This is a genomic window from Sulfuriferula sp. GW1 (assembly GCF_047300855.1).
Taxonomy (GTDB): Bacteria; Pseudomonadota; Gammaproteobacteria; order Burkholderiales; family Sulfuriferulaceae; genus Sulfuriferula.
Map to the genome: position 1 here is coordinate 461511 of NZ_CP170197.1, position 21322 is coordinate 482832.

Genomic DNA, 21322 nt, shown 5'->3' on the forward strand with positions numbered 1-21322 from the left:
TCACCGCTCTTTAACAACAAGACAACCGATAAGTGTGGGTATTTGCGATGGGTACCTGATTTTGGGAACTGGGTAACTGGTAACTGGAAGAGGGAAGTAAGAAATTGCAAGTGCTCAGACTTAAAGCATTAAAACTTTGAGAATGAGCGACCGCGGTTTGGTGGAGTCTTAGGACGAGACTGAATCGCACACAGGAATTAAACTGAAGAGTTTGATCCTGGCTCAGATTGAACGCTGGCGGAATGCTTTACACATGCAAGTCGAACGGCAGCACGGGAGCTTGCTCCTGGTGGCGAGTGGCGAACGGGTGAGTAATACGTCGGAACGTATCCATGTAATGGGGGATAACGCAGCGAAAGCTGTGCTAATACCGCATACGCCCTACGGGGGAAAGCAGGGGATCTTCGGACCTTGCGTTATTGGAGCGGCCGACGTCTGATTAGCTAGTTGGTGGGGTAAAGGCCTACCAAGGCGACGATCAGTAGCTGGTCTGAGAGGATGATCAGCCACACTGGAACTGAGACACGGTCCAGACTCCTACGGGAGGCAGCAGTGGGGAATTTTGGACAATGGGCGCAAGCCTGATCCAGCCATTCCGCGTGAGTGAAGAAGGCCTTCGGGTTGTAAAGCTCTTTCAGCAGGGAAGAAACGATCTTGGCTAATACCTGAGATTAATGACGGTACCTGAAGAAGAAGCACCGGCTAACTACGTGCCAGCAGCCGCGGTAATACGTAGGGTGCGAGCGTTAATCGGAATTACTGGGCGTAAAGCGTGCGCAGGCGGTTTTTCAAGTCTGATGTGAAATCCCCGGGCTTAACCTGGGAACTGCGTTGGAAACTGAAAGACTAGAGTGCGGCAGAGGGGGGTAGAATTCCACGTGTAGCAGTGAAATGCGTAGATATGTGGAGGAATACCGATGGCGAAGGCAGCCCCCTGGGTCGACACTGACGCTCATGCACGAAAGCGTGGGTAGCAAACAGGATTAGATACCCTGGTAGTCCACGCCCTAAACGATGTCAACTAGTTGTTGGGGAGGGAGACCTCCTTAGTAACGCAGCTAACGCGTGAAGTTGACCGCCTGGGGAGTACGGTCGCAAGATTAAAACTCAAAGGAATTGACGGGGGCCCGCACAAGCGGTGGATTATGTGGATTAATTCGATGCAACGCGAAAAACCTTACCTACCCTTGACATGTACGGAACTTGCCAGAGATGGCTTGGTGCTCGAAAGAGAACCGTAACACAGGTGCTGCATGGCTGTCGTCAGCTCGTGTCGTGAGATGTTGGGTTAAGTCCCGCAACGAGCGCAACCCTTGCCATTAGTTGCTACATTCAGTTGGGCACTCTAATGGGACTGCCGGTGACAAACCGGAGGAAGGTGGGGATGACGTCAAGTCCTCATGGCCCTTATGGGTAGGGCTTCACACGTAATACAATGGTCGGTACAGAGGGTTGCCAACCCGCGAGGGGGAGCCAATCCCAGAAAGCCGATCGTAGTCCGGATCGGAGTCTGCAACTCGACTCCGTGAAGTCGGAATCGCTAGTAATCGCGGATCAGCATGTCGCGGTGAATACGTTCCCGGGCCTTGTACACACCGCCCGTCACACCATGGGAGTGGGTATTACCAGAAGCAGGTAGCTTAACCTTCGGGAGGGCGCTTGCCACGGTAGGATTCATGACTGGGGTGAAGTCGTAACAAGGTAGCCGTAGGGGAACCTGCGGCTGGATCACCTCCTTTCTAGAGAAAGCCTGTTGTAAATATCCACACTTATCGGTTGTTGTTGTCGAACAGGAAACGGAAGCGAGATCCAGGACCAGGGCAGAGTCCCAGCCTGAGTCAGCATCTTCGACCAGATCCTGCACACCGGGTCTGTAGCTCAGTTGGTTAGAGCACCGTGTTGATAACGCGGGGGTCGTTGGTTCGAGCCCAACCAGACCCACCACTGATTTGACATAAGCGGCGCGTGGCGGCGTTGTCGCCGGACTTGCCTACATAAGTAGGCGGCACCCGGCTCCACCTTGCTACGCTTGCTTCTGTCAAATCAGTGATTGGCGGAAAAGCTTGGTTAACCGTTAAGCGGATTGACCAAGTAGCGCCAGGCGGGAGGAAGCGACGTGTGCTGTTGCACACGAGCGCCCGAGCAACGCCGCGCTACGCCGGTCAGGTCGCTTAACGGGGGATTAGCTCAGCTGGGAGAGCACCTGCTTTGCAAGCAGGGGGTCGTCGGTTCGATCCCGTCATCCTCCACCAGGTTTCGTGTGAAGTAGCCATGAAGCGTCAGGTGTAAAGTGCACGCACTTTAGACCTCACTCTTTATGAGTGGAGCTGTTCTTTAAAAAATTGGAAGAAGTAAAGTGTTTATTGCCGGCCGGGCAGCGAGCGATCGCTGCCTGAATGGCGATAGACAAACGGGTTTTGATTGTATCAACCGATCCGGGCTTAGTCAGTCTGGATCGGGTAGCAAACGCTGATTAACCTGTAACTGAGCGAATCTCGCAAGAGAGACTTAAGGTTATAGGGTCAAGCGACTAAGTGCATGTGGTGGATGCCTTGGCGATTACAGGCGATGAAGGACGTTGCAGCCTGCGAAAAGCTGCGGGGAGCTGGCAAGCAAGCTTTGATCCGCAGATGTCCGAATGGGGAAACCCACCCTTAGGGGTACCCTGAGCTGAATACATAGGCTCAGTGGAGCGAACCGAGCGAACTGAAACATCTAAGTAGCTCGAGGAAAAGAAATCAACCGAGATTCCGCAAGTAGTGGCGAGCGAACGCGGAACAGCCTGCAAGATTTAGCACACACGTTAACAGAACAGCCTGGAAAGGCTGGCCAGAGAGGGTGATAGCCCCGTACGTGAAAACCTGTGTGTGGAACTAAGTTTGCGACAAGTAGGGCGGGACACGAGAAATCCTGTCTGAACATGGGGGGACCATCCTCCAAGGCTAAATACTCGTAATCGACCGATAGTGAACCAGTACCGTGAGGGAAAGGCGAAAAGAACCCCGGGAGGGGAGTGAAATAGATCCTGAAACCGCATGCATACAAACAGTGGGAGCGGACTTGTTCCGTGACTGCGTACCTTTTGTATAATGGGTCAGCGACTTACGTTCAGTAGCGAGCTTAACCGAATAGGGGAGGCGTAGGGAAACCGAGTCTGATAAGGGCGATAGTTGCTGGGCGTAGACCCGAAACCAGATGATCTATCCATGGCCAGGATGAAGGTGCGGTAACACGCACTGGAGGTCCGAACCCACTAATGTTGAAAAATTAGGGGATGAGCTGTGGATAGGGGTGAAAGGCTAAACAAATCTGGAAATAGCTGGTTCTCTCCGAAAACTATTTAGGTAGTGCCTCAAGTATCACCTTCGGGGGTAGAGCACTGTTATGGCTAGGGGGTCATCGCGACTTACCAACCCATTGCAAACTCCGAATACCGAAGAGTGCGAGCTTGGGAGACAGACATCGGGTGCTAACGTCCGGTGTCAAAAGGGAAACAACCCAGACCGCCAGCTAAGGTCCCAAAGACACAGTTAAGTGGTAAACGATGTGGGAAGGCATAGACAGCCAGGATGTTGGCTTAGAAGCAGCCATCATTTAAAGAAAGCGTAATAGCTCACTGGTCGAGTCGTCCTGCGCGGAAGATGTAACGGGGCTCAAACTGTGCACCGAAGCTGCGGATATGTAATTTATTACATATGGTAGGAGAGCGTTCTGTAGGCCGTTGAAGGTGAGGTGAGAACCTTGCTGGAGGTATCAGAAGTGCGAATGCTGACATGAGTAGCGATAAAACGGGTGAAAAGCCCGTTCGCCGAAAGCCCCAGGTTTCCTGTGCAACGTTCATCGGCGCAGGGTGAGTCGGCTCCTAAGGCGAGGCTGAGAAGCGTAGTCGATGGGAAACAGGTTAATATTCCTGTACCGGCCTTGAATGCGATGTGGGGACGGAGAAGGTTAACTCAGCCAACTGTTGGAATAGTTGGTTTAAGTGTGTAGGCAGATCCCTTAGGCAAATCCGGGGGGTCAATGCTGAGGCATGATGACGAGGTGCTACGGCACTGAAGTGAGCGATACCATGCTTCCAAGAAAAGCCACTAAGCTTCAGTTCAAGGACGACCGTACCGCAAACCGACACAGGTGGGCAGGGTGAGAATCCTAAGGCGCTTGAGAGAACTCAGGAGAAGGAACTCGGCAAATTAACACCGTAACTTCGGGAGAAGGTGTGCCCCTAGTATGTGAAGCGACTTGCTCGTGGAGCAGAACGGGGTTGCAGTGAAAAGGTGGCTGCGACTGTTTAATAAAAACACAGCACTCTGCAAACACGAAAGTGGACGTATAGAGTGTGACGCCTGCCCGGTGCTGGAAGGTTAAGTGATGGGGTGCAAGCTCTTGATCGAAGCCCCAGTAAACGGCGGCCGTAACTATAACGGTCCTAAGGTAGCGAAATTCCTTGTCGGGTAAGTTCCGACCCGCACGAATGGCGTAACGATGGCCACACTGTCTCCTCCTGAGACTCAGCGAAGTTGAAGTGTTTGTGAAGATGCAATCTACCCGCGGCTAGACGGAAAGACCCCATGAACCTTTACTGTAGCTTTGCATTGGACTTTGAACATACTTGCGTAGGATAGGTGGGAGGCGTTGAAGCGGTATCTCCGGATATCGTCGAGCCACCCTTGAAATACCACCCTGGTGTGTTTGAGGTTCTAACCTAGGTCCATTATCTGGATCGGGGACCGTGCATGGTAGGCAGTTTGACTGGGGCGGTCTCCTCCCAAAGCGTAACGGAGGAGCACGAAGGTATCCTAGCTACGGTCGGAAATCGTAGCGATAGTGCAATGGCAAAAGGATGCTTGACTGCGAGACTGACAAGTCGAGCAGGTGCGAAAGCAGGTCATAGTGATCCGGTGGTTCTGTATGGAAGGGCCATCGCTCAACGGATAAAAGGTACTCTGGGGATAACAGGCTGATTCCTCCCAAGAGTTCACATCGACGGGGGAGTTTGGCACCTCGATGTCGGCTCATCACATCCTGGGGCTGTAGCCGGTCCCAAGGGTATGGCTGTTCGCCATTTAAAGTGGTACGTGAGCTGGGTTTAAAACGTCGTGAGACAGTTTGGTCCCTATCTGCCGTGGGCGCTGGAAATTTGAAGGGACCTGCTCCTAGTACGAGAGGACCGGAGTGGACGGATCTCTGGTGTACCGGTTATCACGCCAGTGGTATCGCCGGGTAGCTAAATCCGGAAGAGATAAACGCTGAAAGCATCTAAGCGTGAAACTCGCCTTGAGATGAGATTTCCCGGGGGCTAGACCCCCCTAAAGGGTCGTTCGAGACCAGGACGTTGATAGGCTGGGTGTGGAAGTGCAGTAATGCATTAAGCTTACCAGTACTAATTGCCCGTGAGGCTTGACCCTATAACCTTAAGTAGTGGGTTACTGGTTAATACAGCGCAGCGCGATTAAAACAGCGCAGTACAATCAAAACACGCAACACACTTTACTTCTTCCAATTCGGGACGCGGTCTGATCGAAAGATCGCACCGCGTCCGAGCAGCTTACGTCTGACGACCATAGCGTCCTGGAACCACCCCTTCCCATCCCGAACAGGGCCGTGAAACGGGACAGCGCCGATGATAGTGTGGATTACCCATGTGAAAGTAGGTCATCGTCAGACTTCTATACCAAAAAACCCTCAGGTGAAAACCTGGGGGTTTTTTACTTTTAAGGCAATACAATCTACTGAATTTAAAACCCAACTGTTTGCTTTGCAGATACGTGCAGTTCGCAGATGAATTGCAGCGTGCAAAAGCGGTGGAGCAAACCGTGCAGCAGCAAAGTTAGGCGCAACAACACGCAATAGACCAGCAGAGCCAATGAAGCGTGTTTAAACCTCGTGCGTAACGCTTACTGAAGTCTTTGTCTCCAGAAGTAGGCGATGAAGCACTTCTCCGGCGAGCATCAGACCGAAAAGTGCCGGCATGTAGCTGATGGTGCCGTTGATGGCGCGCGGACGGCCAGGACCCTCTACTGGTTGTGGTGGCAATGGCGCCCTGGGCGCTTCATCGGAGAATACCGTTAAGACCCCATTTTTGATGCCGTGCCGCTGCAGTCGCTTACGCATGATGCGAGCCAATGGGCACATCTCGGTCTGGCTGATATCTGCAAGCCTGATTCTGGAAGGATCGAGACGGTTGCCTGCTCCCATGCTGGAAGCAACGAACAAGCCGCGTTGCAAGCTACTCTGCACCAAGGCCACTTTGCAATTAAGCGAGTCGATGCAGTCAATCACATAATCAACCTCCTGCGGCACGTATGCGCTGACGTTTTCCGGCGTCAGAAATACCCGGTGGATGACCACTTGGCAGGCCGGGTTGATATCCATGATGCGCGACTGCATTAATTCCGCCTTGGATTGCCCCACCGTGGAAAGCAGCGCAGGTAATTGGCGGTTGATATTGCTGGTGGCGACCACATCATGATCCACCAGCGTGAGCTTGCCCACGCCTGCGCGTGCCAGTGCTTCCACGCAATAAGATCCGACGCCGCCCAGCCCTGCGACAAAAATGTGTTTGCCGGCTAGCAGTTGCAGGCCGGCGTCACCCAGCAGGATGTGGGTGCGTTCGAATTGAGGCAATGCGGTCATTTACTCACCTGTGTATCGATGGCCGTAGCCGTGTCATTGCGTTGATATATCCATTTGATGATGAACGGCGGCACCACGGTGGTCAATGCGATCACAATCAGCAGCGCCGCGTAGACTTGCGCATCCAGAATGCCATTGGCAAAACCGATCTGAGCGAAAATCAGACCCACTTCACCGCGCGGGATCATGGACAGGCCAATGACCGTTTGCTGCAGGCGTGGTTCCTTGATCAGGAAGCCGGAAACCAGCTTGCCGGCAACGGCGACCACCAGCAGCGCGGCAGACAGACCCCAGACGAAGGCCGACGACCAGTCCACCTGTTTGAGGTTGAGCGAGACGCCGACCATCACGAAGAACAGCGGCGTGAAGGTATGGATCAACGGCCGCATCTGGCTCTCCAGGCGATGAGACAGCTCCGGGCTGGGTGCGAATATCCGGTTCAGGTAAGCGGAGAACGGGATGCGCAGTCGCTCGGTGAGCGTGACGCGGAAGTGTTGTCCCATGGCGATGCCGGCTGCGAACCCACCCATGATCTCGGGCGCGCCGATGGCATGTGCCAGATAGCTGAACAGCATGATCAGGCTCAGAGCCATGGTCAGTAACAACCCTGGCGAACTGCTGCGGCGCTCGAAATGGCCGATGATGAAAGCCATGAATTTGGCCGCGAACGGAGACAGCAACATGAACAGGACGATGTAAGCGCCGACCTTGCCGGTCGCCGCCAGTGACATTTCCCCGGATACCGCAAACTGGTAGAGGAAAGCGAGCAGGATCACGCCAACGATGTCATCCAGTACCGCAGCGCCAATAACGATTTGCGCTTCGTCACTGTTGCGGCGACCTAGATCGGTCAGCACGCGCACGGTGATGCCGATACTGGTCGCGGTCAGGGTGCCGCCGATGAACAGGCTGGCCAGCAAAGACATGCCAAACATTGCGTGGCTGACCAGGTAACCGAACCCGAACGGAAACACCACGCCGGCGATGGCCACGACGATGGGTTTGGAACCGGCCTTGGCGAGGCGGAACACGTCGGTATCCATACCCACTTCGAATAGCAGCAGGATAATGCCGATTTCCGCCAGCAGCTTCATGGTGGCGTCCGGACTGACCAGTCCGAGCAAGGACGGGCCGATGATGAGGCCGGCGGCGAGTTCGCCGATTACTGCCGGAACACCGATGCGTATCGCCAGCTCGGATAAGAACCGTGCAGCCAGCAATAAAACAGCGAGGGTGAGAAAGAAATTATGTGCTTCCATGCTGAGAAATCGTTTCCAGTTGAAGGGACAAGGCGGCGCAGGCGTTGTTGGAAGTGATATGCATGACCATATCCGGTGTGATGCCGCGCAGCTCGGCTAGCACAGCGGCAATGCGCGGGAGTTGCTCAGGGCCATTGCGTTTCGAGTGTAGCCAGGCTGGCGCCATATCCGGCGCGTCGGTTTCCAGCACGAGGGCTTCGGGCGGCAGCTCGGCGGCAAGACGACGCAAATTCGAGGCCCGAGTATAAGTCATCGCGCCCCCGAAGCCCAGTTTGAACCCCTGCCGGATGAACGCTTCGGCTTGCTGACGACTACCGCTGAAGGCGTGGGCGATGCCGCGCCGGATACCGAAGCGACGCAATTGTTTCAATACCTGATCGTTGGCGCGGCGGCTATGGAGCAATACCGGCAGGTCGAAATCACGGGCGATTTTAAGCTGTTCGGTGAAGAAGTATTCCTGTGTCGCCGCGTCCAGATCCGGCACGAAAAAATCCAGCCCGATTTCGCCTATTGCCACGGGGCGCTGCCGCTCAATGGCAGCGCGCAGCAAGATGAGATGTTCCGGCAGATGTGCGTGGATGTACATCGGATGCAGCCCCAGCGCCGGCACGCAGCCGGGATAGCGCTGGCAGACAGCCAGTACGGCGCTGAAGTTGGTGTACTGCACTGCTGGAACAACAATGGTTTTAACGCCTGCCGACCAGGCCTGAGCCGCCACCGTGTCGCGGTCGGTGTCGAACTCGGCGGCGTCCAGGTGGCAGTGGGTGTCAATTAGCGTCATTCAGAACTCACCACGGCCAGCCAATTGGCCACCGCCAATGCGAACACCGGCGTAGCGGAGGCAAATTACATAGTCGGAGACGATTTCCCTGTAATCCAGCACAAGCATGGAGAAATCGTCCAATGGCGTCGGGGATGGGGAGGGAGTAAACTTTTGGTTCATGTCGGTCTCCGCTCGCTGCGTTGCAGTAATTTCAACATCAGCTTGCGGCCTTCATCCAGCAGCAGGATGGATGAAGCGACCGCGAACGCCAGTCCCCAGTCCCGGACGGACAATGCCGTGGTCTCGAAGATGGCCTGGGCCGGCGTCCACAGCACCGCCAGCGCCTGCAACCCGACTACCATCCCAAGTGCCGCCCACAGCTTGCCGTTGCTGAAAAACTGACGGTTGAAGGTGGAATAATGCTCGGCGCGCGCGTTGAATACATTGAAAAACTGGAACAACACGAAGGTGGTGAAAGCCAGTGTCAGCGCGTAGGCCTCGCCGCGCTCCTGGGCGTAATGAAACAGCCCCAGGGTGCCTGCCGACATGGTGATGCCGTACATCAGCAGGCGGTTGAAACGCGCCAGCGAGAGGATACGCGCGTCGGCGCGGCGCGGCGGCTCATTCATGATGCCGGGGCGAGCCGGCTCCAGACCCAGAGTCATGGCGGGGGGGCCGTCCATGATGATGTTGATCCACAATATCTGGATCGCCGTGAACGGCGTCGGCATACCCAGCAGCTGCGCGCCGAGTACCGTGAAGATGGCGCCGACATTGGTGGAAAGCTGAAAGCGCACGAACTTGACAACGTTGTCGTAGATGGTGCGGCCCTCCTTGACCGCGCCGACGATGGTGGCGAAGTCGTCGTCGGTGAGCACCATGGTGGCAGCTTCCTTGGTTACCTCGGTGCCAGTGATGCCCATGGCCACGCCGATGTCGGCGTTTTTCAGCGCAGGGGCGTCGTTGACACCGTCGCCGGTCATGGCGACGACATGGCCGCGCGCCTTCAGCGCCTGCACGATTTTGACTTTATGTTCTGGTGCGACGCGGGCGAACACCACGGTTTCCTCGATGTGCCGGGAAAGTTCGGCGACGTCGATGCGATCGAGTTCCGCGCCGGTCAACACCGCACCTTCCAGGCCCAGTTCGCGGGCGATGGCGGCGGCGGTGATGGCATGGTCGCCGGTAATCATCTTGACCTGGATGCCCGCTTGCTTACATAAGCGGATCGCTTCGCGCGCCTCGGTGCGGGGCGGGTCGATGATGCCGACCAGGCCGGTCAACGCCAGGCTGTTTGCCCACGCCATCAGGTCGCCGGTAGGGTCGAATTCCCGCGCCGGGATATCGCGGCTGGCCACCGCCAGCACACGCATGGCCTGGCTGGCAAACGCGGCGTTCTCGGCCTCGAAGGCGGCGCGGGCCGGGTCGTCCAGCGGCGACTCGCCTGCCGCGCCGAGAAAACGGTCGGCGCGCGCCAGCAGCACGTCGGGCGCGCCCTTGACGAACATGCGCACCCGCTCGCCATCGTGGTGAAAAGTGGCCATGAACTTGTGCGCCGAATCGAAGGGAATTTCGGCGATGCGCGGGCTGTGCTCTGCCGCCGTTTCCTGATTCACGCCGCCCTTGGCGGCCAGTGCCAGCAGCGCGCCCTCGGTGGGGTCGCCGATGAGCTGGCCGTCGCGGATGCGGGAATCGGAACACAGGGCAGCCGGGGCGAGCAAGGGCAGGAAATCCGGCAGCGGGCCGCCCTCTCCGGCGCTGATTGCGCCCTCGCCGGAATAGCCCTCGCCGCTCACGGCAAAGCGCCGCCCGCGATAAAACAGCTGGCGCGCGGTCATCTGGTTGAGGGTCAGTGTGCCGGTCTTGTCCGAGCAAATTACCGTAGTGCAGCCCAAGGTCTCCACCGCCGCCAGCTTCTTGACGATGGCGCGATTCTTCGCCATACGGTGCATGCCCATGGCCAGCGTCACCGTCACTACCGCCGGCAGTCCCTCGGGGATCGCGGCCACGGCCAGGGCGATGGAGGTCATGATGGTCTGCACCAAGGGATCGCCGCGCAGAATGCCGAGCGCGAAAATCAGGGTCACCACCACGCCGGCGATGAGGGCCAGGCGTTTGCCCAGCGCATCGAGTTGAACCTGGAGCGGCGTGGGACTTTCCTGCGCCGCGTCCAGCAGCCCGCTGATGCGACCCATCTCGGTGTCCATGCCGGTGGCGGTCACCACCAACTCCAGACGGCCACGGGTGACGACGGTGTTCATGTACGCCATGTTGAAGCGTTCGGCCAGCGCATGCTTGCCGGGTGTCAGCGCCTCGGCATGCTTGCCTACGGCGTGGGATTCACCGGTCAGCGCTGCTTCGGCCACTTCGGCGTTGTGCGATGCCAGCACGCGGCCGTCGGCGGGCACACGGTCACCCGCCTCAAGCAACACGATGTCGCCCGGCACCAGTTCCTCGGCGCGGATTTCCAGTACCCGTCCGCCGCGCCGTACCCGGGCGTGCTGCGCCAGCATCTGCTTGAGCGCGGCCAGGGTCGCCTCGGCGCGGTGCTCCTGGTAGAAGCCCAGGGCGGCGTTGAACACCACCACGATCAGGATCACCGCCGCGTCCTTGAGGTCACCGATGGCTCCGGCCAGCACGGCGGCGCCCAGTAGCACAATCACCAGCAGGTTCTTGAACTGGTCGAGAAACTTGAGCCACGCCGAGCGCGGTTTTTTCTCGGCGAGCTTGTTGGGGCCGTGGCGGGCCAGCCGCTGCTCTGCTTCGAGTTGGCTCAAACCTTGGACAGAATTGGTTTCCAGGTGTTTTGTGCACTGTCCGGCATCAAGGCTATGCCAAGGCGGGGTTTGCGTTTTATTCGCCATGGATAAATACCACGCAGGAGTTTAAAAGATAGACGCTGAACAAAAACAGGCTCACCCAGCCAACTCTTTTGAACAGCCGCCCAGCCGGGCGATAGAGCAGGCCGACGATGGCAGCACCGGTCATGGTGATGGCGGACAGCGCGGTGGCCAGGTGCATGGGTGAAACATGGGCGAGGATCGGCCCGTCCGTAAACAGCACATCATCCACCGCGATCAGCAGCAGATTGAACAGGTTGCTGCCGAGCAGGTTGGCCACCGCCATATCCAGCGCGCCGATGCGCACTGCGCTGACGGTCACTACCATTTCCGGCACGGTAGTAGCGAGCGCCACCAGCAGGGTGCCAACGAAGGATTGCCCCCAGCCCATTTGGGCCGCGATGTCGCGCCCTAGGAACGGCAACCACAGGCCCATCGCCACCACTACCGCCGCCGCTGCGGCGTAGCGCAGCGCCGCCTGGTGCAGCGTGATGTGCGGGTAACGTTCGGCGCGCGCTTCCATATATTCGGCCATTTGCCTTTGCTCGTAGCGGTATACGGTGCGCATCGCCGCCAGGTAAATCAGCACGATGATGGGTGAATACAGACCCACGTGCCCGAGTGCCGGCGCTTTGCCGCCCAGCAACAGGCTGAAGCTGATAAAGCCGAGCAGCATCACGCCAAAGCCGGCTGACAGGATATGCCCCTGGCTGGCGCGGGTATACATCGATTCGCCCCGGTACAGGAAATCCACTGCCGCCAGAAAAGCCAGGTTGAACACGCAACTGCCCAGCACGTTACCGATGGCGATGTTGGGCGCATCTGCCACGGTAACCGCGCTGATGCCGGTGATGAGTTCCGGCAGGGAAGTGACCGAAGCCATCATTACCAGACCAACCCAGGTACCGCCCATTCCGGTCTTGTCGGCGATGATGTCACCGTAGCGTGACAGTTTGGTACCGGCAAAGCCAATCAGCGCCATGCACAGAATGAATTGCAGCCAGATCATGCGGGCGTTTCCAGCGCGACCAGCTGTTGCAGCAATTTGCGCACGGGCGTGGGAATTGCGGCGCTGAGCGCAGCGCGCGGCGCCAGCCATAATTGCCCGGTTTGCTCAGCGCGGGGCAGCAAATGGGTGACGTCGAGCACCTGGGGTGCGATGCGCAGGCGGAAATGGGTGAAGCTGTGTTTGAGTTCGGGCAAGCTGCCCGCGGCGGTCGTTTCCATGCCGAAGCGGGTACGGCAATGCGCTGCCACATCGGTATCCATAGCCACCTCCGGCAGGCTCCACAGCCCGCCCCAGATGCCGCTGGGTGGGCGCTTTTCCAGCAGGATTTCGCCTGCATGGCGCAGGATGAGCATGCAGGTGGCCTTTTGCGGTGTGGTTTTCCTGGAGCGTGGCGTGGGCAAGCAAGCCACCTGATTCGAAGCGCGTGCTACGCAACTGGTGCTGACCGGGCAATGGTCACACGCAGTGCGGGAACGTGTGCATACCGTGGCACCCAGATCCATGAGCGCCTGGGTATAGGTCGCCACGTTGTGGCTGGGCAGCAAGGATTCGGCCAGTTGCCACAAACGGGTTTCCACTTTCTTTTCGCCGGGATAACCGCTGATGCCGAAATGGCGTGTCAGGACACGCTTTACATTGCCGTCGAGAATGGCGCTGCGCGCGCCGAAAGCAAAAACAGCGATTGCGCTTGCAGTGGAGCGTCCGATTCCCGGCAACGCGACGATATCCTCGATCCGCGCGGGAAATGCACCGCCATGCCGCTCGCATACCCGCTGCGCTGCACCATGCAGGTTACGCCCGCGCGAGTAGTAGCCGAGTCCGCTCCATAGCTCGAGCACCTCATCCTGGGAGGCTTCGGCGAGCCGAGCCAAGTCGGGGAAACGTTCCAGAAAACGCAGGTAATACGGAATCACTGTGTTGACCTGGGTCTGCTGCAACATGATTTCTGACAGCCAGATGCGATAGGCGTCGTGAGTGTTCTGCCAGGGCAAATGATGGCGGCCGTGAATTTGTTGCCAATGGATCAGGTGCTGAGCGAAGTCGGACATGACATGGTGATCGGTTATTCGTTCAAAGTGTAGTGAGTGCAGGCAGGCGTTACAAGCAGGTCTTTCAGGATCCGATTCCGGGTTCATTTTCCTGCGATCAGAAGGCCTGGGTATTCAAACAAACATGAGCTGTTTGTGCCCAACCGCACATACCGCGAGTCAGCCTATCGATATCATTACCACCCAAGTGCATTTCAAATTGCCAATCAGATGCTCAACCTTAAGTTTTTCCATGCGAATTCCTGAACTTTCCGCTTTTTCAATCCACGGTCATTTTGACATCCGCAAGAAAAAATATGGGCAGGCTTGGATGCCCGCTATACGAGGGATAAACGCTAAATCCAATCAGAAATTCATGGCATTAAATGTTGTATTAGTCAAATTGTCCTATATGGTTAAAAGAACCCATCCAACGAGGGTGTGCCAATGACCTTACTAGCAAATCATGCTGAAGCTGTATTTCTGCCCACTGCTGCACTGACAGATCATGACATCTATCTGTTTAAACAAGGCAGCCATTTTCGCTTGTATGAAAAACTGGGTTCGCACGCGAGGACCGTGGATGGCGTAACAGGTATCTGGTTCGCGGTTTGGGCGCCCAATGCCTCCGCGGTGTCGGTGATCGGTGAATTCAACCAATGGGATGCCAGCCTGAATCCACTGCGCCTGCGCAATGACGGATCGGGTATTTGGGAAGGCTTCATTGCCGGTGTCAGGAACGGAGCAAGTTATAAATACCGTATTGTTTCCGCTGACGGAAACATGTCTGACAAGGGCGATCCCTTCGCACCCTACTGGGAAGCGCCACCGTTAACCGCTTCGCGCGTGTGGGATCTGGATTATGCGTGGGGGGATGCCGCATGGATGGCGCAACGCGGTGAAAAAAACCGGCTGGATGCAGCTACATCCATCTACGAAGTACATCTGGGCTCCTGGCGCAGGGTGCCGGAAGAAGGCGGCCGCTCCCTCACCTATCGTGAAATGGCGGAGTGGTTGCCGAATTATGTCGCGGACATGAATTTTACCCATGTCGAATTCATGCCGGTGACAGAGCATCCATTCTATGGCTCATGGGGCTATCAGACCACGGGTTATTTCGCGCCCACTGCACGCTATGGTACGCCGCAGGATTTCATGTTTCTGGTGGATGTCCTGCACCAGCATGGCATTGGCGTCATTCTCGACTGGGTGCCTTCGCATTTCCCCGATGATGCGCATGGTCTCGGGCATTTCGACGGAACATTTCTGTTCGAGCATGCCGATCCGCGTCAGGGTTATCACCCGGACTGGCATAGTTCGATTTTCAATTACGGCAGGCATGAGGTGCGGGCATTTCTTGCCAGTAGCGCCCTGTTCTGGCTGGATAAATATCATATCGACGGCCTGCGTGTGGACGCCGTGGCATCGATGCTCTACCTGGACTATGGTCGCAAGGAGGGTGAATGGATTCCCAATCGTTATGGCGGCCGCGAAAATCTGGACGCGGTCACTTTTTTACGCGATCTGAATGCCGCGGTGTACCGCGATTATCCGGATACGCAGACATTCGCGGAAGAATCCACGGCCTGGCCCATGGTGTCGCGTCCCACCTATACCGGTGGTTTGGGGTTCGGGATGAAATGGAATATGGGCTGGATGCACGACACGCTGGCCTATTTTTCCCAAGACCCGATCCATCGCAAATACCATCACGCGCAGCTTGTTTTCAGCATCTGGTACGCCTTCTCGGAAAACTTCGTGCTGCCTTTTTCACACGATGAGGTGGTGCACGGCAAGGGCTCGCTCATCGGAAAAATGCCCGGCGACGAATGGCAGCAGTTCGCCAATTTGCGCGCGTTGTACGGTTATATGTGGGGACATCCAGGCAAAAAGCTGCTGTTCATGGGTTGCGAATTCGGCCAGAAGCGCGAATGGCAGCACGAGGAAAGCCTGGAATGGTCGGTGTTGCAATATCCGCATCATGCCGGGTTGCAGCGCTGGGTCGAGGATCTCAATCGCTTCTATCGAAGTGAACCGGCACTGTATCAGCAGGATTTCAGCCCGGACGGCTTTCAATGGATGGATTGCAACGACGGGGAAAACAGCGTGTTGAGTTTTGTGCGCAAAGCCAGCAACCCGCAAGAAATGTTATTGGTGGTATGCAATTTTACTCCCGTCGTGCGCGAAAACTATCAGGTAGGTGTACCCGTCGGCGGCTACTGGCAAGAGGTGCTCAACAGTGATGCCGAGCTATATGGCGGCAGCGGCGTGGGCAACTTCGGCGGCAGGGAGGCAGCACCGGTGGCTGCGGGAGGCATGTACCATTCGCTCACCTTGCGTCTTCCGCCTCTTGGCGTGCTGTACTTCAAGCAAGGAGGGAATGCGTGAAAAGCCTGACCGAACTGGAGGGCAGGCAGCGCGTGGTCATCGAAAACGTGCAACCGGAAATCGATGCCGGACGCTTTCCCATCAAACGCGTTATTGGCCAGACAGTTGAGGTCGAGGCAGACGCCTTCGCCGACGGACACGATGCGCTGAGATGCGTGTTGCGTTACCGGCACGAAGCAGAAACCGGCTGGCACGAAATTTCCATGGAGCCGCTCGGCAGTGATCGCTGGGGCGCTTCATTCCCGATTACCGAGCTGGGTTCGTATTTTTACAGCGTTACCGCCTGGATTGATCATTTCCTTTCCTGGCAACATGAGTTGGTGCGTCGCCAGGATGCTCAGGATATCGCGGTGGCGCTTCAGGTCGGCGCAAAGCTGATTGGCGAGGCTGCGCAACGCGCCGCTGGCGAGGATCAGGCGCAACTACATCGTTATGCGGGAGAGATGGAGGCCGCCCATCCGGATGCAGGCAAACAGCTGGCGCTGAATGTAACCCTGACTAGCCTGATGGCACATTATCCGGATCGTAGTCTGGCCACGCATTACCCCCTTGAACTGCCGGTTCGGGCGGAACGCGTCAAAGCGCTTTACAGCACCTGGTATGAGTTATTTCCACGCTCATGCCTGGGCGCCGGCATGCGTCACGGGACTTTTGCGGAATGCGAAAAACGACTGGCCGACGTGGCCGCGATGGGGTTTGACGTGGTGTACCTGCCGCCCATTCATCCCATTGGCCTGACCAAGCGTAAAGGCCCGAATAATACGCTGCGGGCAGACCCGGCAGATCCGGGCAGCCCGTGGGCGATCGGGGCGGCCGATGGCGGACATAAAGCGGTGCATGCGCAATTGGGCACGCTGGACGATTTTCGCAGCCTGGTGAGCACAGCGCGGGAACTGGGTATCGACATTGCGCTGGATATCGCCTTCCAGTGCTCGCCCGACCATCCCTATGTGCATGAGCATCCGGAATGGTTCCGCCACCGGCCCGACGGCAGCATTCAATATGCCGAGAATCCGCCCAAGAAATATGAGGATATTTATCCGTTCAATTTCGAAACCGTTGACTGGATCGGGCTCTGGGAGGAATTGCTGGATGTGCTCCGCTTCTGGATCAGCCAGGGAGTGAGCATATTCCGGGTCGACAATCCGCACACCAAGCCGTTTCCGTTTTGGGAATGGCTGATTGGCGAGGTGCAGCGCGATCATCCTGAAACAATTTTTCTGGCAGAAGCGTTCACCCGTCCGAAAATGATTTATCGCCTTGCCAAACTCGGCTTCAGCCAGTCCTATAACTATTTCCCGTGGCGCAACACGAAAAACGAAATCGAGACCTATTTCACCGAGCTTACCCGCACTGAAGTGCGCGAATATTTCCGTCCCAACCTGTGGCCGAATACGCCCGATATCCTTCCCGAGTATTTGCAATTTGGCGGCCGGCCTGCCTTTATGGTACGCCTGGTGCTGGCCGCGACGCTGGGAGCGAGTTATGGCATCTACGGGCCGGCTTACGAGCTGATGGAAGCAACGCCTCGCGATGCAGGCACAGAAGAATATTTCAATTCCGAAAAATACGCTGTGCGCCATTGGGATATTGACCGCGCTGACAGCCTGAAGGATTTTATTGCACGGGTGAACCGCATACGCCGGGAAAGTCCCGCACTGCAACAGGATCACCGCCTGAATTTTCTTGATGTCGACAATGACAGCCTGATTTGTTACACCAAAACAACACCGGACAACAAGGACGTCATCCTGGTGATTGCCAATCTGGACCCGCATCATACCCAGTCCGGCTGGGTGACATTGCCGCTGGAAGAATTGAAGTTGGACGCGCAGCACTCCTATCAGGTGCATGATCTGCTGACAGACGCGCGCTTTTTATGGAATGGCGCGCGCAATTACGTTGAAATCAAGCCTCATGTAGCACCTGCGCATATTTTCAGGCTGCGTCGCCGTGTACGTACCGAACGTGACTTCGATTATTTTCTGTAAGAAATGACCATGAGCGAAAAAAAATCCAGCAAGGTAAAAAAAACGCCCGCGGATATTACGCAATGGATGCAGGACCCGCTCTGGTATAAAGATGCAGTGATTTACGAGCTGCACGTCAAGGCCTTTTTTGACAGCGACAATAATGGTATCGGCGATTTCGGCGGGCTGATCCAGAAGCTCGATTATCTCCAGGATCTGGGGGTGAACACGCTCTGGCTGCTTCCCTTCTACCCGTCACCGATGCGCGACGACGGGTATGACATTTCCGACTATCACAATGTCCATCCAGACTATGGCTCCATGGCTGATTTCAAGCAGTTCGTGAAGGAAGCCCATCGACGCGGCCTCAAGGTCATCACCGAGCTGGTCATTAACCACACCTCGGATCAGCATCCCTGGTTCCAGGCGGCACGCCGGGCGCCAGCCGGTTCCAGCAAACGTGATTTTTACGTGTGGAGCGATAGCAACCTGAAATTTCCCGAGACGCGCATCATCTTTACCGATGCGGAGAAATCCAACTGGACCTGGGATGAGGAAGCGCAGGCTTATTACTGGCATCGTTTCTTCTCCCATCAGCCCGACCTCAACCACAATAATCCGCAGGTAGTGAAGGCAGTCATCAAGCTGATGCGTTTCTGGCTCGATCAGGGTGTGGACGGTTTGCGGCTGGATGCGATTCCCTACCTGTGTGTGCGCGAGGGCACCCAAAACGAGAACCTGCCCGAAACGCACGCCGTGATCAAGCAAATGCGCGCCGTGATCGATGAGCATTACCAGAATCGCGTGTTTCTTGCTGAAGCCAATCAGTGGCCGGAAGATGTGCGCGATTACTTCGGCGAAGGCGATGAATGCCATATGGCCTATCATTTCCCTCTGATGCCGCGCATGTATATGGCGATCGCCCAGGAAGACCGCCATCCCATCGTGGAAATCATGCGCCAGACGCCGGATATTCCGGCGAGCTGCCAATGGTCCATCTTTTTGCGCAATCACGACGAGCTGACTCTGGAGATGGTCACCGACAAGGAACGTGACTACATGTACCAGATGTATGCCAGCGATCCGCGCGCGCGTGTGAATGTCGGCATCCGGCGCCGGCTGGCGCCATTGATGGACAACGAATCCGACAAAATCCGCCTGATGAATGGTTTGCTGCTGTCCATGCCGGGCTCACCCATTATCTATTACGGCGACGAGATCGGCATGGGGGACAATTTCTTCCTGGGCGACCGCAATGGCGTGCGCACGCCCATGCAGTGGAGTCCGGATCGCAATGCCGGCTTTTCACATGCCGATCCGCAGCGTCTGTATCTGCCGCCTATCATGGACCCGATATATGGTTATGAGGCCGTCAATGTCGAGGCGCAGGTGCGCGAGCGTGCCTCCCTGCTGAACTGGATGCAGCGGGTGCTGGCGGTGCGCAAAAACCACCAGGCATTCGGGCGCGGCGAGCTGGTTTTTCTGCACCCGGGCAATCGCAAAATACTCGCCTATTTCAGGATCTATCAGGACGACATCATTCTTTGCGTGTCCAACCTGTCGCGTGCCGCGCAACCGGTCGAACTCGATCTGTCTGCCTACAAGGGATACGTGCCGGTGGAATTGATGGGGCGCGCGGCCTTTCCGCCGGTTGGTGAATTGCCCTATTTTCTCACCTTGCCCGGGCACAGTTTCTACTGGTTCCGGCTGACCAGCGGTGAGCAGGTACCGGCATGGCATGAGGAACGCCTGCCCCCCGAGGAATTGCCGATGCTGGTGCTGTTCGATGGCTGGCGTAGCTTCTTCCGCGATCGCGTGGTGCCGTGGCGCATCGCCATGGCGGAGAAGGTGCGTAGCCAGCTCGAAGACGATGCACTGCCGCGTTTCGTCGCCTCACAACGCTGGTATGGCGCCAAGGGCGAAGCAGTGCGGCGTGCGGCACTGCTCGATCATGCTGAATGGGGCAGTGGAGATGGCCAATGGCTGATCGCCATGTTCCGCGTGGAAAATGCGGCCGGCACGACACAGGATTGTTTCTTGCCGCTTGCGCTGGGCTGGGAGAACGGCAGCGAGGAGCGTCTGCGCACCATGCTGCCGGTTGCCGTGGCCAAAGTGCGCCAGCAGGCCCGCATCGGTATTCTGGCGGATGCGTTCGCCGACGAGATGTTTTGCCGTGCGCTGGTGCTGGCCATCGGCAGCCGGGAAACCCTGGCATGCGAGCAGGGCAGTATGCACTTCTCGCCTACCGCAGCCTTTTCCACGCTCGCCGGGACAGAAGTGGCCACACTGGCAGTACGGGCACCAGGGGCACAGGGCAGCAATACTGCGGTAGTGCTGGGTGAGCAGCTATTCTTGAAAGGCTACCGGCACTTGCAGGTGGGGACGAATCCGGAACTGGAAATGGGGCGTTTTCTCACCGAAGTGGCGAAATTTCCCAATGCGGTGCCGGTGGCAGGCGCAGTGGAGTATGTCGCCAATGACGGCAAAGCCATGACGCTGGCCTTGCTGCAGGGCTATGTCGAAAATCAGGGCGATTGCTGGAGCTACACGGTCGGCTACCTGGAGCGCTTTCTCGAAGAATGTTGCGCGACTGCGGTCCCGCCGGGGCCGCCAGAGCAAGCGCATGGCGCCTATCTGGTGCTGATGCGCACGCTGGGCCAGCGTACCGGGGAGTTGCACCAAGCGCTGGCCCTGGCTACGGGCGATCCGGCTTTCGATCCGGAACCGGTTGCCGCAGCCGATCTCGCGGCCTGGAATCAACGGGTGCATGCGGAGATGGAGACGACGCTGGCGAGCCTGGAGCACCGCCGCGATGTTCTGCCCGAGCCTGTGCGAAACACTATCAACCAGTTGTTTGAACGGCGCAGTGCCATCGCGGAACGCCTCGCAGCCATTGCCAGGGAATCGATACAGGCGACCAAGATACGTTACCACGGCGATTTTCATCTTGGGCAGGTGCTGCTCACCCAGAACGACTTCGTGTTCATCGATTTTGAGGGCGAGCCGGCGCGCCCGATCGCCGAGCGCAGCCAGAAGCACTCGCCATTGAGGGACGTGGCCGGCATGCTGCGATCGTTCAATTACGCAGCTTATTCAGCACTCGCACAAGTTGGCGCGGAGCGCCCTGAGGACTTGGGCACGCTGGAGCCTTACGTGCGCGCGTGGGAGGCAGAGGTTGGGCGCGTGTTCCTCACCGCCTATGAGACAGCTGTGCGCGGTGCAAACCTGTATGCGACACCGCAATCCCTGCACAGCCTGCTTGATTTGTTCCTGCTGGAAAAGGCGTTTTATGAGCTGCGCTACGAACTGGATCACCGCCCCGATTGGGCGAGCATTCCGCTGCATGGCATTCTGGAGCTGTTGGATAGGCCGCTAAATAGGGTGCAGGGCGCTTTGGGTCAGGTGCTTTGACAGATTTCAGGCGCTGGACGA

The 21322-nt window shown here is 57.2% G+C and carries 10 protein-coding genes, 2 tRNA genes and 3 rRNA genes; 8 read left to right on the forward strand and 7 right to left on the reverse strand.

Annotated features, from left to right (window positions below):
- Positions 1 to 199: 199 nt before the first annotated feature.
- From ACFDAU_RS02295 to rrf, 5 genes are all read left to right on the forward strand, one after another.
- Positions 200 to 1739 (forward strand): 16S ribosomal RNA (locus ACFDAU_RS02295).
- Between the two features lie 128 nt (positions 1740 to 1867).
- Positions 1868 to 1944: transfer RNA gene (locus ACFDAU_RS02300), tRNA-Ile, on the forward strand.
- 232 nt (positions 1945 to 2176) lie between these two features.
- Positions 2177 to 2252 (forward strand) — tRNA-Ala (locus tag ACFDAU_RS02305).
- A 268-nt stretch (positions 2253 to 2520) separates the two neighbouring features.
- Positions 2521 to 5405: ribosomal RNA gene (locus ACFDAU_RS02310) — 23S ribosomal RNA — on the forward strand.
- Between the two features lie 145 nt (positions 5406 to 5550).
- Positions 5551 to 5664: ribosomal RNA gene (rrf, locus tag ACFDAU_RS02315) — 5S ribosomal RNA — on the forward strand.
- Together the 16S, 23S and 5S rRNA genes with 2 tRNA genes alongside form the textbook arrangement of a ribosomal RNA operon.
- Positions 5665 to 5874: 210 nt before the next feature.
- Here the strand turns inward: rrf and ACFDAU_RS02320 are convergent.
- Genes ACFDAU_RS02320 through mutY form a run of 7 tightly spaced genes read right to left on the reverse strand, consistent with a single transcriptional unit; the run spans position 5875 to position 13553 of the window.
- Complete coding sequence (locus tag ACFDAU_RS02320) at positions 5875 to 6633, reverse strand: ThiF family adenylyltransferase (protein ID WP_413438458.1); 759 nt, start codon at positions 6631 to 6633, stop codon at positions 5875 to 5877.
- Positions 6630 to 7892 (reverse strand): cation:proton antiporter, encoded by a 1263-nt coding sequence (locus tag ACFDAU_RS02325; RefSeq protein WP_413438459.1) that lies wholly within the window; start codon positions 7890 to 7892, stop codon positions 6630 to 6632. The genes ACFDAU_RS02320 and ACFDAU_RS02325 overlap by 4 nt, the downstream gene beginning before the upstream one ends.
- Positions 7879 to 8673: a TatD family hydrolase gene (locus tag ACFDAU_RS02330; protein ID WP_413438460.1), complete on the reverse strand. Its 795-nt coding sequence runs from the start codon at positions 8671 to 8673 to the stop codon at positions 7879 to 7881. The genes ACFDAU_RS02325 and ACFDAU_RS02330 overlap by 14 nt, the downstream gene beginning before the upstream one ends.
- Complete coding sequence (locus tag ACFDAU_RS02335; protein ID WP_413438461.1) at positions 8674 to 8835, reverse strand: hypothetical protein; 162 nt, start codon at positions 8833 to 8835, stop codon at positions 8674 to 8676. It lies immediately after the preceding gene.
- The gene (locus tag ACFDAU_RS02340; protein ID WP_413438462.1) at positions 8832 to 11519 is read right to left on the reverse strand and encodes a cation-translocating P-type ATPase; all 2688 of its coding nucleotides are present in this window, start codon (positions 11517 to 11519) and stop codon (positions 8832 to 8834) included. The genes ACFDAU_RS02335 and ACFDAU_RS02340 overlap by 4 nt, the downstream gene beginning before the upstream one ends.
- On the reverse strand, positions 11509 to 12504 hold the full coding sequence (locus ACFDAU_RS02345; RefSeq protein WP_413438463.1) for a sodium:calcium antiporter: 996 nt from the start codon (positions 12502 to 12504) through the stop codon (positions 11509 to 11511). The genes ACFDAU_RS02340 and ACFDAU_RS02345 overlap by 11 nt, the downstream gene beginning before the upstream one ends.
- Positions 12501 to 13553, reverse strand: coding sequence for an A/G-specific adenine glycosylase (gene mutY, locus ACFDAU_RS02350; RefSeq protein ID WP_413438464.1), 1053 nt, complete (start codon positions 13551 to 13553; stop codon positions 12501 to 12503). The genes ACFDAU_RS02345 and mutY overlap by 4 nt, the downstream gene beginning before the upstream one ends.
- 426 nt (positions 13554 to 13979) lie before the next feature.
- Between mutY and glgB the strand changes: the two genes are divergently transcribed.
- From glgB to treS, 3 genes are read left to right on the forward strand one after another with little or no spacing between them, the layout of a single operon-like run.
- The gene (gene glgB, locus ACFDAU_RS02355) at positions 13980 to 15920 is read left to right on the forward strand and encodes a 1,4-alpha-glucan branching protein GlgB (RefSeq protein WP_413438465.1); all 1941 of its coding nucleotides are present in this window, start codon (positions 13980 to 13982) and stop codon (positions 15918 to 15920) included.
- A complete protein-coding gene (locus tag ACFDAU_RS02360) occupies positions 15917 to 17911 on the forward strand; it encodes an alpha-1,4-glucan--maltose-1-phosphate maltosyltransferase (protein WP_413438466.1) in 1995 nt (664 codons plus the stop codon). Before glgB ends, ACFDAU_RS02360 begins: the two co-directional genes overlap by 4 nt.
- Before the next feature lie 9 nt (positions 17912 to 17920).
- Complete coding sequence (gene treS, locus ACFDAU_RS02365; RefSeq protein ID WP_413438467.1) at positions 17921 to 21301, forward strand: maltose alpha-D-glucosyltransferase; 3381 nt, start codon at positions 17921 to 17923, stop codon at positions 21299 to 21301.
- The last annotated feature ends 21 nt before the right edge of the window (positions 21302 to 21322 follow it).

What these genes read in the sequence shown, in the direction of transcription:
- ACFDAU_RS02335 (WP_413438461.1), bottom strand. Translation starts at nt 8,835, where the DNA reads ATGAACCAAAAGTTTACTCCCTCCCCATCCCCGACGCCATTGGACGAT.
- treS (WP_413438467.1), top strand. Translation starts at nt 17,921, where the DNA reads ATGAGCGAAAAAAAATCCAGCAAGGTAAAAAAAACGCCCGCGGATATT.
- glgB (WP_413438465.1), top strand. Translation starts at nt 13,980, where the DNA reads ATGACCTTACTAGCAAATCATGCTGAAGCTGTATTTCTGCCCACTGCT.
- ACFDAU_RS02345 (WP_413438463.1), bottom strand. Translation starts at nt 12,504, where the DNA reads ATGATCTGGCTGCAATTCATTCTGTGCATGGCGCTGATTGGCTTTGCC.
- ACFDAU_RS02330 (WP_413438460.1), bottom strand. Translation starts at nt 8,673, where the DNA reads ATGACGCTAATTGACACCCACTGCCACCTGGACGCCGCCGAGTTCGAC.
- ACFDAU_RS02320 (WP_413438458.1), bottom strand. Translation starts at nt 6,633, where the DNA reads ATGACCGCATTGCCTCAATTCGAACGCACCCACATCCTGCTGGGTGAC.
- ACFDAU_RS02325 (WP_413438459.1), bottom strand. Translation starts at nt 7,892, where the DNA reads ATGGAAGCACATAATTTCTTTCTCACCCTCGCTGTTTTATTGCTGGCT.
- ACFDAU_RS02340 (WP_413438462.1), bottom strand. Translation starts at nt 11,519, where the DNA reads ATGGCGAATAAAACGCAAACCCCGCCTTGGCATAGCCTTGATGCCGGA.
- mutY (WP_413438464.1), bottom strand. Translation starts at nt 13,553, where the DNA reads ATGTCCGACTTCGCTCAGCACCTGATCCATTGGCAACAAATTCACGGC.